General features: G+C 66.1%; 22 protein-coding genes. All 22 read right to left on the minus strand.

What is annotated here, in order from left to right:
• Positions 1-2: 2 nt before the first annotated feature.
• Positions 3-542: a 50S ribosomal protein L6 gene (gene rplF / locus ACGFQ9_RS17745; protein ID WP_393574706.1), complete on the minus strand. Its 540-nt coding sequence runs from the start codon at positions 540-542 to the stop codon at positions 3-5.
• A 20-nt stretch (positions 543-562) separates the two neighbouring features.
• Positions 563-961, minus strand: coding sequence for a 30S ribosomal protein S8 (gene rpsH, locus ACGFQ9_RS17750; protein ID WP_030201558.1), 399 nt, complete (start codon positions 959-961; stop codon positions 563-565).
• Between the two features lie 220 nt (positions 962-1,181).
• Entirely contained in the window at positions 1,182-1,367 is a 186-nt protein-coding gene (locus ACGFQ9_RS17755; RefSeq protein WP_030368403.1) for a type Z 30S ribosomal protein S14, read from the minus strand.
• 5 nt (positions 1,368-1,372) lie between these two features.
• Positions 1,373-1,924, minus strand: coding sequence for a 50S ribosomal protein L5 (gene rplE / locus ACGFQ9_RS17760; RefSeq protein WP_351878340.1), 552 nt, complete (start codon positions 1,922-1,924; stop codon positions 1,373-1,375).
• Entirely contained in the window at positions 1,924-2,235 is a 312-nt protein-coding gene (rplX, locus tag ACGFQ9_RS17765; protein ID WP_365104007.1) for a 50S ribosomal protein L24, read from the minus strand. The genes rplE and rplX overlap by 1 nt, the downstream gene beginning before the upstream one ends.
• Before the next feature lie 2 nt (positions 2,236-2,237).
• Positions 2,238-2,606, minus strand: a complete 369-nt coding sequence (rplN, locus tag ACGFQ9_RS17770) for a 50S ribosomal protein L14 (RefSeq protein ID WP_003956455.1) — start codon at positions 2,604-2,606, stop codon at positions 2,238-2,240.
• Between the two features lie 100 nt (positions 2,607-2,706).
• Positions 2,707-2,988 carry a 30S ribosomal protein S17 gene (gene rpsQ, locus ACGFQ9_RS17775; RefSeq protein ID WP_109281737.1) on the minus strand — a complete coding sequence of 94 codons (282 nt, stop codon included), beginning with the start codon at positions 2,986-2,988 and terminating at the stop codon, positions 2,707-2,709.
• Positions 2,988-3,212: a 50S ribosomal protein L29 gene (gene rpmC, locus ACGFQ9_RS17780; protein WP_125540842.1), complete on the minus strand. Its 225-nt coding sequence runs from the start codon at positions 3,210-3,212 to the stop codon at positions 2,988-2,990. The genes rpsQ and rpmC overlap by 1 nt, the downstream gene beginning before the upstream one ends.
• On the minus strand, positions 3,212-3,631 hold the full coding sequence (gene rplP, locus ACGFQ9_RS17785) for a 50S ribosomal protein L16 (protein ID WP_352193895.1): 420 nt from the start codon (positions 3,629-3,631) through the stop codon (positions 3,212-3,214). The genes rpmC and rplP overlap by 1 nt, the downstream gene beginning before the upstream one ends.
• A 5-nt stretch (positions 3,632-3,636) precedes the next feature.
• Positions 3,637-4,470, minus strand: a complete 834-nt coding sequence (gene rpsC / locus ACGFQ9_RS17790) for a 30S ribosomal protein S3 (protein WP_352193896.1) — start codon at positions 4,468-4,470, stop codon at positions 3,637-3,639.
• Positions 4,470-4,817 carry a 50S ribosomal protein L22 gene (gene rplV, locus ACGFQ9_RS17795; RefSeq protein ID WP_030201575.1) on the minus strand — a complete coding sequence of 116 codons (348 nt, stop codon included), beginning with the start codon at positions 4,815-4,817 and terminating at the stop codon, positions 4,470-4,472. The genes rpsC and rplV overlap by 1 nt, the downstream gene beginning before the upstream one ends.
• 43 nt (positions 4,818-4,860) lie before the next feature.
• Positions 4,861-5,142: a 30S ribosomal protein S19 gene (rpsS, locus tag ACGFQ9_RS17800; RefSeq protein ID WP_007265903.1), complete on the minus strand. Its 282-nt coding sequence runs from the start codon at positions 5,140-5,142 to the stop codon at positions 4,861-4,863.
• A gap of 12 nt (positions 5,143-5,154) precedes the next feature.
• Positions 5,155-5,991 carry a 50S ribosomal protein L2 gene (gene rplB / locus ACGFQ9_RS17805; protein ID WP_393574707.1) on the minus strand — a complete coding sequence of 279 codons (837 nt, stop codon included), beginning with the start codon at positions 5,989-5,991 and terminating at the stop codon, positions 5,155-5,157.
• A 39-nt stretch (positions 5,992-6,030) separates the two neighbouring features.
• The gene (rplW, locus tag ACGFQ9_RS17810; protein WP_150209238.1) at positions 6,031-6,351 is read right to left on the minus strand and encodes a 50S ribosomal protein L23; all 321 of its coding nucleotides are present in this window, start codon (positions 6,349-6,351) and stop codon (positions 6,031-6,033) included.
• Complete coding sequence (rplD, locus tag ACGFQ9_RS17815) at positions 6,351-7,001, minus strand: 50S ribosomal protein L4 (RefSeq protein WP_365103993.1); 651 nt, start codon at positions 6,999-7,001, stop codon at positions 6,351-6,353. The genes rplW and rplD overlap by 1 nt, the downstream gene beginning before the upstream one ends.
• A 5-nt stretch (positions 7,002-7,006) precedes the next feature.
• Positions 7,007-7,651, minus strand: a complete 645-nt coding sequence (gene rplC / locus ACGFQ9_RS17820; protein WP_366474139.1) for a 50S ribosomal protein L3 — start codon at positions 7,649-7,651, stop codon at positions 7,007-7,009.
• A 14-nt stretch (positions 7,652-7,665) separates the two neighbouring features.
• Positions 7,666-7,974 (minus strand): 30S ribosomal protein S10, encoded by a 309-nt coding sequence (rpsJ, locus tag ACGFQ9_RS17825; protein ID WP_003948644.1) that lies wholly within the window; start codon positions 7,972-7,974, stop codon positions 7,666-7,668.
• A gap of 450 nt (positions 7,975-8,424) precedes the next feature.
• Positions 8,425-9,570, minus strand: coding sequence for a hypothetical protein (locus tag ACGFQ9_RS17830; protein ID WP_393574708.1), 1,146 nt, complete (start codon positions 9,568-9,570; stop codon positions 8,425-8,427).
• 174 nt (positions 9,571-9,744) lie between these two features.
• Entirely contained in the window at positions 9,745-10,938 is a 1,194-nt protein-coding gene (tuf, locus tag ACGFQ9_RS17835) for an elongation factor Tu (protein WP_393574709.1), read from the minus strand.
• 150 nt (positions 10,939-11,088) lie between these two features.
• The gene (fusA, locus tag ACGFQ9_RS17840; protein ID WP_393574710.1) at positions 11,089-13,215 is read right to left on the minus strand and encodes an elongation factor G; all 2,127 of its coding nucleotides are present in this window, start codon (positions 13,213-13,215) and stop codon (positions 11,089-11,091) included.
• 39 nt (positions 13,216-13,254) lie between these two features.
• Positions 13,255-13,725, minus strand: coding sequence for a 30S ribosomal protein S7 (gene rpsG / locus ACGFQ9_RS17845; protein WP_053731192.1), 471 nt, complete (start codon positions 13,723-13,725; stop codon positions 13,255-13,257).
• A gap of 2 nt (positions 13,726-13,727) precedes the next feature.
• Positions 13,728-14,099 carry a 30S ribosomal protein S12 gene (gene rpsL / locus ACGFQ9_RS17850; RefSeq protein WP_007265893.1) on the minus strand — a complete coding sequence of 124 codons (372 nt, stop codon included), beginning with the start codon at positions 14,097-14,099 and terminating at the stop codon, positions 13,728-13,730.
• Between the last annotated feature and the right edge of the window lie 125 nt (positions 14,100-14,224).

Genomic DNA, 14,224 nt, shown 5'->3' on the forward strand with positions numbered 1-14,224 from the left:
CTTTACTTACCAGCCTTTCCGACCTTGCGGCGGATGACCTCGCCGGCGTACTTGACGCCCTTGGCCTTGTACGGGTCGGGCTTCCGCAGCTTGCGGATGTTCGCCGCGACCTCGCCGACCTTCTGCTTGTCGATGCCCTCGACCGAGAACTTGGTCGGAGACTCGACCTTGAAGGAGATGCCCTCGGGCGCCTCCACCAGGATCGGGTGGCTGTAGCCGAGCTGGAACTCCAGGTTGGAGCCCTTCGCGGCAACGCGGTAACCGACACCGCTGATCTCGAGCGCCTTGGTGTATCCCGTGGTCACACCGGTGATCATGTTGGCCACCAGCGTGCGGGACAGGCCGTGGAGGGCCTTGTTCTGACGCTCGTCGTTCGGACGGGTGACGTTGAGAACGCCGTCCTCGCCCTTAACGATCTCGATGGGGGCGGCAACGGTGTGCGTCAGGGTGCCCTTGGAGCCCTTGACGGTGACCGTGCGGCCATCGATGGTGACGTCCACGCCGGCGGGAACCGGGATGGGGAGCTTGCCGATACGAGACATAGCTATTCCTCCGTTCCCGACTACCAGACGTAGGCGAGGACTTCCCCACCCACGCCCTTCTTCTGCGCCTGCTGGCCGGTCAGGAGACCGTGGGACGTGGAGATGATCGCCACGCCCAGGCCGCCGAGGACCTTCGGCAGGTTGGTGGACTTCGCGTATACACGCAGACCCGGCTTCGAGATTCGCTTGATGCCGGCGATCGAGCGCTCGCGGTTCGGACCGAACTTCAGCTCGAGAACGAGGTTCTTGCCGACCTCGGCGTCCTCGACCTTCCAGCCGGTGATGAAACCCTCCTGCTTGAGGATTTCCGCGATGTGCGACTTGATCTTGCTGTGCGGCATCACGACGGTGTCGTGGTACGCCGAGTTAGCGTTACGCAGACGCGTGAGCATGTCTGCGATGGGGTCAGTCATGGTCATGAAGTGGCCTTCGGCCTCTCTCGCCGTGGTTTCCTGTCTGCGCCATCCCTCTCCCCGTACAGAGACGGGACGGGTGCGGCGCGGGGACCTACGGCGTAGTAAGTCGTACGGGCGGCGGACGCCCAACCCCACTAGCCTACGGCATGGGGAGTGGGCCTCCGCCGACCCAGATGCTTACCGAGAGTTACCGGCAGACCCAACGTCCAAAGGACAGAAGGGTTTACCAGGAGCTCTTGGTCACGCCCGGCAGCTCGCCACGGTGAGCCATCTCACGAAGGCACACGCGGCAGAGGCCGAACTTGCGGTACACGGAGTGCGGACGGCCGCAGCGCTGGCAGCGGGTGTACGCACGCACACCGAACTTGGGCTTGCGAGCAGCCTTGGCAATCAGAGACTTCTTCGCCATCTCGCTTACGCCTCCTTGAAGGGGAAGCCGAGGTGACGAAGGAGCGCACGGCCCTCAGCGTCGTTGGTCGCCGTGGTGACCACGGTGATGTCCATACCCCGGACGCGGTCGATCTTGTCCTGGTCGATCTCGTGGAACATGACCTGCTCCGTGAGACCGAAGGTGTAGTTGCCACGGCCGTCGAACTGCTTCGGGGACAGGCCGCGGAAGTCGCGGATGCGCGGCAGCGCGAGCGACAGGGTGCGGTCCAGGAACTCCCACATGCGGTCGCCACGGAGGGTGACGTGGGCACCGATCGGCTGACCCTCACGCAGCTTGAACTGCGCGATGGACTTGCGGGCCTTGGTGACGGCCGGCTTCTGACCGGTGATCGTGGTGAGGTCGCGAATGGCGCCGTCGATCAGCTTGGAGTCGCGGGCGGCGTCGCCCACACCCATGTTGACCACGATCTTCACGAGGCCGGGGATCTGCATGACGTTCTCGTACTTGAACTCGTCACGCAGCTTGCCCGCGATCTCCTCGCGGTACTTCGTCTTCAGACGCGGAGTGGTAGCCATCAGATGTCCTCACCCGTGCGCTTGGCAACGCGGATCTTGTTGCCCTCGTCGTCGAAGCGGTAACCGACGCGGGTGACGACCTTCTTGCCGTCCTTCTCCACGACCAGCTGGACGTTGGACACGTGGACGGGGGCCTCGGTGATCACGATGCCGCCGGCCTGGTTCGGTCCAGCCTTGGTGTGCTTCTTGACCCGGTTGACACCCTCGACCAGGACGCGGTTGTCGGCGGGGAAGGCCTGAACGACCTTGCCCTGCTTGCCCTTGTCCTTACCGGTGATGACCTGGACCAGGTCGCCCTTCTTGATCTTCATGCTTACAGCACCTCCGGCGCGAGCGAGATGATCTTCATGAACTTCTTCTCGCGCAGCTCACGGCCCACCGGGCCGAAGATACGGGTGCCGCGAGGGTCGCCGTCGTTCTTCAGAATGACAGCGGCGTTCTCGTCGAAGCGGATGTACGAGCCGTCCTGGCGGCGGCGCTCCTTGACGGTGCGAACGATGACCGCCTTGACGACGTCACCCTTCTTCACGTTGCCACCGGGGATCGCATCCTTGACGGTGGCGACGATGACGTCACCGATGCCCGCGTAGCGGCGACCCGAACCACCGAGAACACGGATGCAAAGGATCTCCTTGGCACCAGTGTTGTCGGCGACGCGAAGTCGCGACTCCTGCTGGATCACGTCTATCTCCTGTTTGTCTGCCGGTTCCCGGCCGGGGCTTCATGGAAGCCCCGGCCGAGCCTGGCGGAACGAACCTGAAGGAAACCCCTCAGGTAATTGCTTACTTGGCCTTCTCGAGGATCTCGACGACGCGCCACCGCTTGGTGGCGGACAGCGGCCGGGTCTCCATCAGGAGGACGCGGTCGCCGACACCGGCGGCGTTCTGCTCGTCGTGCGCCTTGAGCTTGTTGGTACGGCGGATGACCTTGCCGTACAGCGCGTGCTTGACGCGGTCCTCGACAGCGACGACGACGGTCTTGTCCATCTTGTCGCTGACGACCAGACCCTCACGGGTCTTGCGGAAACCGCGCTCAGTCTTCTCAGTCACGTTCTTCTCGCTCATCAGGCGTTCTCCACCGTCTCGATGCCGAGCTCACGCTCGTGCATCAGGGTGTAGATCCGGGCGATGTCCTTGCGGACGGCCTTGAGCCGGCCGTTGTTCTCCAGCTGACCCGTGGCCGCCTGGAAGCGGAGCTTGAAGAGCTCCTCCTTGGCCTCACGCAGCTTGGCAACGAGCTCCTCGTTGCCGAGCTCGCGCAGCTCCGACGCCTTGGTACCGGCCGCCATCACGACTCACCTGCCTCGCGCTTGACGATCCGGCACTTCATCGGCAGCTTGTGAGCCGCACGAGTCAGAGCCTCACGCGCAATCTTCTCGTTCGGGTAGGACAGCTCGAACATGACCCGGCCCGGGTGCACGTTCGCGATCCACCACTCCGGCGAACCCTTACCGGAACCCATGCGGGTCTCGGCCGGCTTCTTCGTGAGCGGACGGTCCGGGTAGATGTTGATCCAGACCTTGCCGCCACGCTTGATGTGGCGGGTCATGGCGATACGAGCGGACTCGATCTGGCGGTTGGTCACGTACGCCGGGGTCAGCGCCTGGATGCCGTACTCGCCGAATGCCACCTCAGTGCCACCCTTGGCCATGCCGCGGCGCTTGGGGTGGTGCTGCTTGCGGTGCTTGACCCTACGAGGGATCAGCATTTCGGTCAGGCCTCCGTTCCGGTGCTCTCAGCCGGAGCGGCGGCAGCGGCCTCGGCCTTGGGGGCCTCGGCAGCAGCAGCCTGCTGCGGCTTGCGGCCACCACGGCCGCCACGCTCGCCACCGCGGCCACCACGGCCGGCGGGACGGTCAGCGCCACCACGGGCCGGGCGGTTACCCGCACGGGCCGCAGCGTTCTCGGCGCGAACCTCGGCGATGTTCTTGACGTCGCCCTTGTAGATCCAGACCTTCACGCCGATGCGGCCGAAGGTGGTCTTGGCCTCGAAGAAGCCGTACTCGACGTTCGCGCGCAGCGTGTGCAGCGGCACACGACCCTCGCGGTAGAACTCCGAGCGGGACATCTCGGCGCCGCCGAGACGGCCACCACACTGGATCTTGATGCCCTTGGCGCCGGCCTTCATGGCGGACTGCATGCTCTTGCGCATGGCCCGACGGAAGGAGACGCGGGAGGACAGCTGCTCGGCAACGGCCTGGGCCACGAGCTGAGCGTCGACCTCGGGGTTCTTGACCTCGAGGATGTTCAGCTGGACCTGCTTGCCGGTGAGCTTCTCGAGGTCACCGCGGATGCGGTCGGCCTCGGCGCCACGGCGGCCGATGACGATGCCCGGGCGGGCGGTGTGGATGTCCACGCGGACACGGTCACGGGTGCGCTCGATCTCAACCTTCGAGATGCCGGCGCGCTCCATGCCGGACGTCATCATCCGACGGATGGCGACGTCTTCCTTGACGTAGTCCTTGTACAGCTTGTCGGCGTACCAGCGCGACTTGAAGTCGGTGGTGATGCCGAGCCGGAACCCGTGCGGGTTTACCTTCTGGCCCATTACCGGGTTCCTTCCTTGCTGCTGACGACCACGGTGATGTGGGAGGTCCGCTTGCGGATCCGGTAGGCACGGCCCTGGGCACGCGGACGGAACCGCTTCAGGGTCGGGCCCTCGTCAACAAACGCCTCGCTGATGAAGAGCGAGGAGGCGTCCGTGTGGTTGTAGTTGTGCGCGGCGTTGGCGATGGCGCTGTCAAGCACCTTGCCGACCGGCACAGACGCGGCCTGCGGGGCGAAACGCAGGACCGCCTGGGCCTCCGTGGCGTCCATGCCACGGATGAGGTCCACCACACGGCGGGCCTTCATGGGCGTGACGCGGATGTACCGCGCCTGGGCCCTGGCTTCCATGGTTGTCCCTTCGGTGTAAGTCATAGTCGTTCCCACCCCGCGATTAGCGGCGCTTCGACTTCCGGTCGTCCTTGACGTGGCCGCGGAAGGTGCGAGTCGGCGAGAACTCGCCGAGCTTGTGGCCGACCATCGACTCGGTGACGAACACCGGGACGTGCGTCTTGCCGTTGTGCACCGCGATCGTGTGACCCAGCATGCTGGGGATGATCATCGAGCGACGGGACCAGGTCTTGATGACGTTCTTGGTGCCGGCTTCGTTCTGGGCGTCCACCTTCTTTACGAGGTGGTCGTCGACGAAGGGCCCCTTCTTGAGACTGCGCGGCATCTAAACCCGCTCCTAGCGCTTCTTGTTCGTCTTGCGGCGGCGGACGATGTACTTGTTCGAAGCCTTCTTCGGCGAACGAGTACGACCCTCCTTCTGACCCCACGGGGAGACCGGGTGGCGACCACCGGAGGTCTTGCCCTCACCACCACCGTGCGGGTGGTCAACCGGGTTCATCGCGACACCGCGGACGGTCGGGCGAACGCCCTTCCAGCGCATGCGGCCGGCCTTACCCCAGTTGATGTTCGACTGCTCGGCGTTGCCGACCTCGCCGATCGTGGCGCGGCAGCGCACGTCGACCAGACGGATCTCACCGGACGGCATACGGAGGTGCGCCATGGCACCTTCCTTCGCCAGCAGCTGCACGGAGGCACCCGCGGAACGGGCGAACTTGGCACCGCCACCGGGACGGAGCTCGATCGCGTGGATCGTGGTACCGACCGGGATGTTGCGGAGCGCCAGGTTGTTACCGGGCTTGATGTCGGCCGTCGGGCCGTTCTCGATCCGGTCGCCCTGGTTCAGGCCGCGCGGAGCGATGATGTAGCGCTTCTCGCCGTCCGCGTAGTGCAGGAGGGCGATGCGCGCGGTGCGGTTGGGGTCGTACTCGATGTGCGCGACCTTGGCCGGCACGCCGTCCTTGTCGTGACGACGGAAGTCGATCACACGGTAGGCGCGCTTGTGTCCGCCACCCTGGTGGCGAACGGTCACACGACCGGCGTTGTTACGGCCGCCCTTGCTGTGCAGGGGGCGGACCAGCGACTTCTCCGGCGTGGACCGCGTGATCTCGACAAAGTCGGCGACGCTGGAGCCACGACGGCCCGGAGTCGTCGGCTTGTACTTGCGGATACCCATTTCTCAGTCCTCGTCCGATATTCGGACCAGGGCGCTCCGTTAGGAGGCCTGGCCGAAGATGTCGATACGGTCGCCCTCAGCGAGGGTCACGATGGCGCGCTTGGTGTTGGCGCGCTTGCCGAAACCGGTCTTGGTGCGCTTGCGCTTACCCTGACGGTTGATCGTGTTGACCCCGGTGACCTTGACCGAGAAGACCGCCTCGACGGCCTGCTTGATCTGGGTCTTGTTGGCGCCGGGCGCGACGATGAACGTGTACTTGTTCTCGTCCAGCAGCGCGTAGCTCTTCTCGGAGACGACCGGCTTGATCAGCAGGTCGCGCGGGTCCGTGAAGGTCTTGCTGGTGATCGTTGCCTCAGACATCAGGCCTCGTTCCCTTCGGTCTCATCGGCCTTGGGGCCAGACACGAAGGACTCGAGAGCGGCCTGGGTGAAGACCACGTCGTCCGAGACGAGCACGTCGTACGTGTTCAGCTGGCCCGGCTCCAGGATGTGCACCTGGGGCAGGTTGCGGGCGGACAGCCACGCGGCCTCGTCGGCACGCTCGACGACCAGGAGCAGGTTCTTGCGCTCCGAGATCTTGCCGAACAGCGTCTTGGCGGCCTTGGTGGAGGCGGCACCCTCGACCACGCCGGAGACGACGTGGATGCGGGAGTGACGGGCCCGGTCGGTGAGGGCGCCACGCAGAGCGGCGGCCTTCATCTTCTTCGGGGTCCGCTGCGAGTAGTCACGCGGCACGGGGCCGTGCACGACGCCACCGCCGGCGAACTGCGGCGCACGGGTCGAACCCTGACGGGCGCGGCCGGTGCCCTTCTGGCGGTAGGGCTTCTTGCCACCACCACGGACCTCGCCACGCGTCTTGACCTTGTGCGTGCCCTGACGGGCAGCGGCCAGCTGCGCGACGACGACCTGGTGGATCAGCGGAACGCTGACCTTGGCGTCGAAGATCTCGGCCGGGAGCTCGACGGTCCCGGTCTTGTCGCCGGCAGGCGACAGAATGTCAATGGTGCTCATAGTCCTCAGGCCCCCTTGGCCGCAGTGCGGACCAGGACGAGGCCGCCGTTCGGACCAGGAACCGCGCCCTTGATGAGCAGCAGGCCCTTCTCCGCGTCAACGGCGTGAACGGTCAGGTTCTGGGTGGTGACCCGGTCGTTACCCATGCGGCCGGCCATCTTCATACCCTTGAAGACACGGCCCGGGGTGGCGCAACCACCGATGGAGCCCGGCTTGCGGTGCACGCGGTGGGCACCGTGGGAAGCCTTGCCACCACGGAAGTTGTGGCGCTTCATCGCACCGGCGAAGCCCTTGCCCTTGCTCGTGCCCGTGACGTCAACCTTGACGCCGGACTCGAACACCTCGGCAGTGATCTCCTGGCCGAGCGTGTACTCGCTGGCGTCGGAGGTACGGAGCTCCACCAGGTGGCGGCGCGGGGTCACGTCGGCCTTGGCGAAGTGGCCCTTGAGGGGCTTGTTCACCTTGCGCGGGTCGATCTCGCCGAAGGCGATCTGGACCGACTCGTAGCCGTCGATGTCGTTGGTGCGGACCTGGGTCACGACGCAGGGCCCGGCCTTGACGACGGTCACCGGGACGACCCGGTTGTTCTCGTCCCAGACCTGGGTCATGCCGAGCTTCTCGCCCAGGACGCCCTTGATCAGCTTAGCCATCTTCTCCGCGCCTCTCAGAGCTTGATCTCGATGTCGACGCCGGCCGGAAGGTCCAGGCGCATCAGCGAGTCAACGGTCTTGGGCGTCGGGTCGAGGATGTCGATCAGGCGCTTGTGCGTGCGCATCTCGAAGTGCTCGCGCGAGTCCTTGTACTTGTGCGGCGACTTGATGACGCAGTACACGTTCTTCTCAGTGGGCAGCGGCACCGGGCCCGCGACCGACGCACCAGTGCGGGTCACCGTCTCGACGATCTTCTTCGCCGAGGAGTCGATGACCTCGTGGTCGTAGGCCTTGAGCCGGATGCGGATCTTCTGTCCCGCCATGGCTACTCAGTAGTCCTTTGTCTAGTAACAACGCTCTGGTACTCGGCGAGCTGTGCTTCCGCACCGCTTCTCTCCGACCCACGCGGTCGGGCGTGTCGCGCTCCCTCTTCGAAAATTTCCATACGGAAATTCCCTGCTCAGAGGGGTTGCGATCCTTTCCGGACCACGCTTCGGGGGAGAAACACCCACCGAGTGCCTGGTGAGCACCCCGCCCACGCTTCCCGGAAGATTCCCGTACGTCCGCCCCATTGCTGCCCCGAGGGGCAGATAAAGGCGACGAGTACTGTGGGACTCGCTTCCGGTCCTCCCGGCGGGAGGCGCGCAGCATCGGCACTCAACCGAGCAACCCCGACAGTCTGCCATACGAGACACGTAGTGCGCCAATCGGGGCCGAAGAGAATACCCCGCCGCGCGATCACGTCAAACTCACCGCACCCGCGCGACCACGCCTCAGCTCCGGGAGCTGACCCCGCAGCCACCGTCCCCGCCGATCTCCCGGCTCCGGTCGTACGGGTCCGCGGCCGGACCGGACGGCGCGGGACCGGCCCCCTCGTCCCGCCGGAAGGCCGGGTGCAGGTACCCGTCCGCGGAATCGCACTCCACGTTCGAGGATTCCGAGAGGTACTGCCGCACCTGCAGCCGGCCCCGGGTGGTTTCCCAGCGGTCCGGATCCAGCAGGGCCAGGGTGATCTGGCGGCGCACGATGACCCGGGCCACCTCCTCCGACCCCGGAGCGGCCTTCGTGACCGGGTAGACGAAGCTGTAGTCGGTCACCGCGAGAAGCTCGCCGGCCCGCCCCGCCCTGGCTTCCATCCGGCCGCGGACCTTGACCACGTTCCCGACGGGCTTGACCGCGGCCGGGTCGAAGCGGCTGAACATACCCGTCGGGTTGTCGGACACCGAGGGCTTGGCCAGCTTGCGTTCCAGCCCGGACAGGAGCTCCGGCTGCCGGGGGTCGAGGACCTTCAGCGCCGCCTCGGGACGCCCGCCCCGCAGGGTGGCGGGGTCCAGGTTCGAGTCGATCAGGAACTGCCGGGCCCTGGCGAGCGTGTCGGCGACCTGCTCCTTGCCGAAGCCCCCCACGGCCTTCGCCTCGGGCAGCTCGATCCCGGCGGCACCGTCGGCCCACTGAGCCGCGGGGGAACCCCGGAACGGCTCCCGGAGCGTCGGCCGGTCGGCCGGGACCTCCGGCGGGGCCCCGGTGGGCCGCGCGGTCTCCGCGGCGAGCGGCCCGGCGTCACGCTGCTCGGACGCGCCGGTCAGCCGGTCGATCAGCAGCTCCGGCCGCAGTGCGATCAGCGCCAGCCCGGCGATCAGCAGGATCGCCAGCGCCGGCTTGAGCCTGCCCGCCCTCTTCCCGCCGCGCATGTCCTGCGAGGCCGGCCCGGTCCGCCAGCCGGGCGGATCGCCTGCCGCGGCAGCCGCCTTCCGCCCGAACCGCCGCTTCGCGGCCTTGGCGCGCTCCGCCTCCTCCTGCCGCAGCCGCTCGGTCACCATCCGCGCCCGCGCGGACGGCTCCTTCGGCGCCTCCGAGCCCCCCTGCTCCGCCTGCCGGATGAACTCGTCCCACTCCTCATCGGAGATCTTGCCCGTCATTTCCCCACCCCCGAGCTTCCATGATCCTTCCGAATCGAGCCTCTCACGCGCGGTGGCGCGACCGCGACCGCCGGGGTCCGGGAACGGCGAAGGGCCCCGTCCCTCCGCCGAAGCGGTGGGACGGGGCCCCTCAAGGAGCTCTGCTACTGCTGAGCTACCAGGTCAGAACACGAATTACTTCGTGATCTTGATGACCTGGCCGGCGCCGACGGTCCGGCCACCCTCACGGATGGCGAACTTCAGGCCCTCCTCCATGGCGACCGGCTGGATCAGCGCGACGGTCATCTCGGTGTTGTCACCGGGCATGACCATCTCGGTGCCCTCGGGGAGGGTCACAACGCCCGTCACGTCCGTGGTACGGAAGTAGAACTGCGGACGGTAGTTGTTGAAGAACGGCGTGTGGCGGCCACCCTCGTCCTTGGACAGGATGTAGGCCTGGGCCTCGAACTCGGTGTGCGGGGTGACCGAGCCCGGCTTGATGATGACCTGGCCGCGCTCGACGTCCTCGCGCTTGATGCCGCGGAGCAGCAGACCGACGTTCTCACCGGCCTGGCCCTCGTCGAGCAGCTTGCGGAACATCTCGATGCCGGTGACCGTGGTGGTGGTCTTCTGCTCCTTGATGCCGATGATGTCAACGGTCTCGTTGACCTTCAGCAGACCACGCTCGATACGACCGGTGACGACGGTGCCACGACCGGTGATCGTGAAGACGTCCTCGACCGGCATCAGGAACGGCTTGTCGACGTCACGCTCGGGGGTGGGGATGGCCTCGTCCACCGCGGCCATGAGGCCGAGCAGCTTCTCGCCCCACTCCTTGTCGCCCTCGAGGGCCTTGAGCGCGGAGACCTGGACGACCGGAACGTCGTCGCCCGGGAACTCGTACTCGTTGAGGAGCTCACGAACCTCGAGCTCGACGAGCTCCAGGATCTCCTCGTCGTCCACCATGTCGGCCTTGTTCAGGGCGACGACGATGTACGGAACGCCGACCTGGCGGGCCAGGAGCACGTGCTCCTTGGTCTGCGGCATCGGGCCGTCGGTGGCGGCGACCACGAGGATGGCGCCGTCCATCTGCGCGGCACCGGTGATCATGTTCTTGATGTAGTCCGCGTGACCCGGGCAGTCGACGTGGGCGTAGTGACGCGCCTCGGTCTGGTACTCGACGTGCGCGATGGAGATGGTGATACCGCGCTGGCGCTCCTCAGGAGCCTTGTCGATCTGGTCGAAGGCCGAGGCCTCGTTCAGGTCCGGGTACGCGTCGTGCAGCACCTTGGTAATGGCGGCCGTGAGGGTCGTCTTACCGTGGTCAATGTGACCGATGGTGCCGATGTTGACGTGCGGCTTAGTCCGCTCGAACTTCGCCTTCGCCACTGGGGTCCTCCTGTGGAGTGGTTCTGTACGCCTTACTCATCGGCGCCAGGTGATCTTTGCTGGAATGCCGGCCCTCCGGGGCAACCGGAGCGGTTGCCCTTGTTGCCCCAGAGGTTCCGGTGACAAGCCTAAAGCGTGAACTCGGGAGAGTTACTCGCCCTTGGCCTTCGCGATGATCTCCTCGGCGACGTTCCGCGGAACCTCGGCGTAGGAGTCGAACTGCATCGAGTAGCTTGCGCGACCCGAGGTCTTGCTGCGGAGGTCGCCGACGTAGCCGAACATCTCCGACAGGGGCACGAGGCCCTTGACGATGCGGGCGCCGTGGCGCTCCTCCATGGCCTGGATCTGGCCACGGCGGGAGTTGATGTCGCCGATGACCTCACCCATGTAGTCCTCGGGCGTGGTGACCTCAACGGCCATCATCGGCTCGAGGAGCACGGGCGAAGCCTTGCGAGCGGCCTCCTTGAACGCCTGCGAACCGGCGATCTTGAAGGCGAGCTCGGAGGAGTCGACCTCGTGGTAGGCACCGTCGAGAAGGATGACGCGAACGCCGGTCATCTCGTAGCCGGCCAGGATGCCGAACTGCATGGCCTCCTGCGCACCCGCGTCCACCGAAGGGATGTACTCCTTCGGGATGCGGCCACCGGTGACCTTGTTCACGAACTCGTACGAGGTCTCGCCGGCCTCGATGGGCTCGATCGCGATCTGCACCTTGGCGAACTGACCGGTACCACCGGTCTGCTTCTTGTGGGTGTAGTCCACGCGCTCGACGGCCTTGCGGATCGTCTCGCGGTACGCGACCTGCGGCTTGCCGACGTTGGCCTCGACCTTGAACTCACGGCGCATGCGGTCGACCAGCACCTCGAGGTGCAGCTCGCCCATACCGCCGATGATGGTCTGGCCGGTCTCCTCGTCCGAGTGGACCTGGAAGGAGGGGTCCTCCTCCGCGAGACGCTGGATGGCGACACCCAGCTTCTCCTGGTCACCCTTGGACTTGGGCTCGATGGCGACCTGGATGACCGGGGCCGGGAAGTCCATGGACTCCAGGATGACCGGGGCCTTCTCGTCGCACAGCGTCTCACCGGTGGTGGTCTGCTTCAGGCCCATGACGGCGACGATGTCGCCGGCGCCCACCGAGTCGATCTCCTCACGCTTGTTCGCGTGCATGCGGTAGATCTTGCCGATGCGCTCCTTCTTGCCCTTGACGGAGTTCAGCACCGAAGAGCCGGACTCCAGGCGGCCCGAGTACACCCGGACGAAGGTGAGCTTGCCGAGGTGCGGGTCGCTCATGATCTTGAACGCCAGCGCCGAGAGGGGCTCCTCGTCGGACGGCTTGCGCTTCACGACGGTCTCGGCGTCCTTGACGTCGTGACCCTCGATCGCCTCGATGTCGAGCGGCGACGGCAGGTAGCGGACGACAGCGTCGAGCAGGGGCTGGACACCCTTGTTCTTGAACGCCGTACCACAGAACACCGCGGTGACCGTGGAGCCCTCGCCCTTGCCGGAGCCGAGGATGATGCGGCGGACGGCGGCGTGCAGCTGCTCCTCGGTCGGCTCCTCGCCGCCCAGGTACAGCTCCATCATCTCGTCGTCGTTCTCGGCGACGGCCTCGACCAGCTTGCCGCGCCACTCATCGGCCAGCTCGGCGTGCGTGGCGGGGATGTCGACGACGTCGTACATCTCGCCCTTGGTGGCCTCGGCGGACCACACGAGCGCCTTCATGCGGACGAGGTCGACAACACCCTGGAAGTCCGCCTCGGCACCGATCGGCAGCTGCATGACGATCGGGACCGCGCCGAGGCGGTCCTTGATCATGTCGACGCAGCGCATGAACTCGGCGCCGGTACGGTCGAGCTTGTTGACGAAGCAGATGCGCGGCACGCCGTAACGGTCGGCCTGGCGCCACACCGTCTCGGACTGCGGCTCAACACCGGCAACACCGTCGAACACGGTGACGGCACCGTCGAGGACGCGGAGCGAACGCTCCACCTCGACGGTGAAGTCGACGTGGCCCGGGGTGTCGATGATGTTGATCGTGTGATCGACGTCCTCGAGCGGCCAGTGGCAGGTCGTCGCGGCGGACGTGATGGTGATGCCGCGCTCCTGCTCCTGCTCCATCCAGTCCATCGTGGCAGCGCCGTCGTGGACCTCACCGATCTTGTAAGACACACCGGTGTAGAACAGGATGCGCTCGGTGGTGGTCGTCTTGCCCGCGTCGATGTGGGCCATGATGCCGATGTTGCGCACCTTGGCCAGGTCAAGCGAAGTGGTAGCCATAGTGGCTCAGTCTTCTCTCGGTCTCGATGTGGACTGCGACTACCAGCGGTAGTGCGCGAAGGCCTTGTTGGACTCGGCCATCTTGTGCGTGTCCTCACGCTTCTTGACGGCCGCACCGAGGCCGTTCGAAGCGTCGAGGAGCTCGTTCATCAGGCGCTCGGTCATGGTCTTCTCGCGGCGGGCGCGGGAGTAACCCACGAGCCAGCGCAGCGCGAGGGTCGACTGGCGACCCGGCTTGACCTCGACCGGAACCTGGTAGGTCGCGCCACCGACACGGCGGGACTTGACCTCGAGGGACGGCTTGACGTTCTCCAGGGCGCGCTTCAGCGTGATGACCGGGTCGTTGCCCGTCTTCTCGCGGAGGCCTTCCATGGCGCCGTAGACGATGCGCTCGGCAGTGGAGCGCTTGCCGTCCAGGAGGATCTTGTTGATCAGCGAGGTGACCAGAGGAGAGCTGTAGACCGGGTCGATGATGACCGGGCGCTTCGGGGCGGGGCCCTTACGAGGCATTCTTACTTCTCCTTCTTGGCGCCGTAGCGGCTGCGGGCCTGCTTGCGGTTCTTGACAGCCTGGGTGTCAAGCGCACCGCGGATGATCTTGTAACGAACACCCGGCAGGTCCTTCACACGGCCACCACGCACGAGCACGATGGAGTGCTCCTGCAGGTTGTGTCCCTCACCCGGAATGTAGGCCGTGACCTCGATGCCCGAGGTCAGACGCACACGCGCGACCTTACGGAGGGCCGAGTTCGGCTTCTTCGGGGTGGTCGTGAACACACGCGTGCAGACGCCACGACGCTGGGGCGAAGCCTCAAGCGCGGGCGTCTTCGTCTTCTCGACCTTGTCCTGCCGGCCCTTACGGACCAGCTGCTGGATCGTAGGCACTACTTCTCCGGTTTCTGTGTGCCGTTGGTGAAACTAACCTGGAACTTCTCCGACCCACGCGGTCGGGTGTGTCGGACCCGGCAGGCCTCCGCGAAGGCGGAAACGCACTCGGATCACGGTGGCTG

The sequence above is a fragment of the Streptomyces sp. NPDC048603 genome (assembly GCF_043199475.1).
Taxonomy (GTDB): domain Bacteria; phylum Actinomycetota; class Actinomycetes; order Streptomycetales; family Streptomycetaceae; genus Streptomyces.

Coding starts and splice junctions, on each gene's coding strand:
- rplF (WP_393574706.1), bottom strand. CDS start 542: ATGTCTCGTATCGGCAAGCTCCCCATCCCGGTTCCCGCCGGCGTGGAC.
- rpsH (WP_030201558.1), bottom strand. CDS start 961: ATGACCATGACTGACCCCATCGCAGACATGCTCACGCGTCTGCGTAAC.
- ACGFQ9_RS17755 (WP_030368403.1), bottom strand. CDS start 1,367: ATGGCGAAGAAGTCTCTGATTGCCAAGGCTGCTCGCAAGCCCAAGTTC.
- rplE (WP_351878340.1), bottom strand. CDS start 1,924: ATGGCTACCACTCCGCGTCTGAAGACGAAGTACCGCGAGGAGATCGCG.
- rplX (WP_365104007.1), bottom strand. CDS start 2,235: ATGAAGATCAAGAAGGGCGACCTGGTCCAGGTCATCACCGGTAAGGAC.
- rpsQ (WP_109281737.1), bottom strand. CDS start 2,988: ATGAGCGAGAAGAACGTGACTGAGAAGACTGAGCGCGGTTTCCGCAAG.
- rpmC (WP_125540842.1), bottom strand. CDS start 3,212: ATGGCGGCCGGTACCAAGGCGTCGGAGCTGCGCGAGCTCGGCAACGAG.
- rplP (WP_352193895.1), bottom strand. CDS start 3,631: ATGCTGATCCCTCGTAGGGTCAAGCACCGCAAGCAGCACCACCCCAAG.
- rpsC (WP_352193896.1), bottom strand. CDS start 4,470: ATGGGCCAGAAGGTAAACCCGCACGGGTTCCGGCTCGGCATCACCACC.
- rplV (WP_030201575.1), bottom strand. CDS start 4,817: ATGGAAGCCAGGGCCCAGGCGCGGTACATCCGCGTCACGCCCATGAAG.
- rpsS (WP_007265903.1), bottom strand. CDS start 5,142: ATGCCGCGCAGTCTCAAGAAGGGGCCCTTCGTCGACGACCACCTCGTA.
- rplB (WP_393574707.1), bottom strand. CDS start 5,991: ATGGGTATCCGCAAGTACAAGCCGACGACTCCGGGCCGTCGTGGCTCC.
- rplW (WP_150209238.1), bottom strand. CDS start 6,351: ATGTCTGAGGCAACGATCACCAGCAAGACCTTCACGGACCCGCGCGAC.
- rplD (WP_365103993.1), bottom strand. CDS start 7,001: ATGAGCACCATTGACATTCTGTCGCCTGCCGGCGACAAGACCGGGACC.
- rplC (WP_366474139.1), bottom strand. CDS start 7,651: ATGGCTAAGCTGATCAAGGGCGTCCTGGGCGAGAAGCTCGGCATGACC.
- rpsJ (WP_003948644.1), bottom strand. CDS start 7,974: ATGGCGGGACAGAAGATCCGCATCCGGCTCAAGGCCTACGACCACGAG.
- ACGFQ9_RS17830 (WP_393574708.1), bottom strand. CDS start 9,570: ATGACGGGCAAGATCTCCGATGAGGAGTGGGACGAGTTCATCCGGCAG.
- fusA (WP_393574710.1), bottom strand. CDS start 13,215: ATGGCTACCACTTCGCTTGACCTGGCCAAGGTGCGCAACATCGGCATC.
- rpsG (WP_053731192.1), bottom strand. CDS start 13,725: ATGCCTCGTAAGGGCCCCGCCCCGAAGCGCCCGGTCATCATCGACCCG.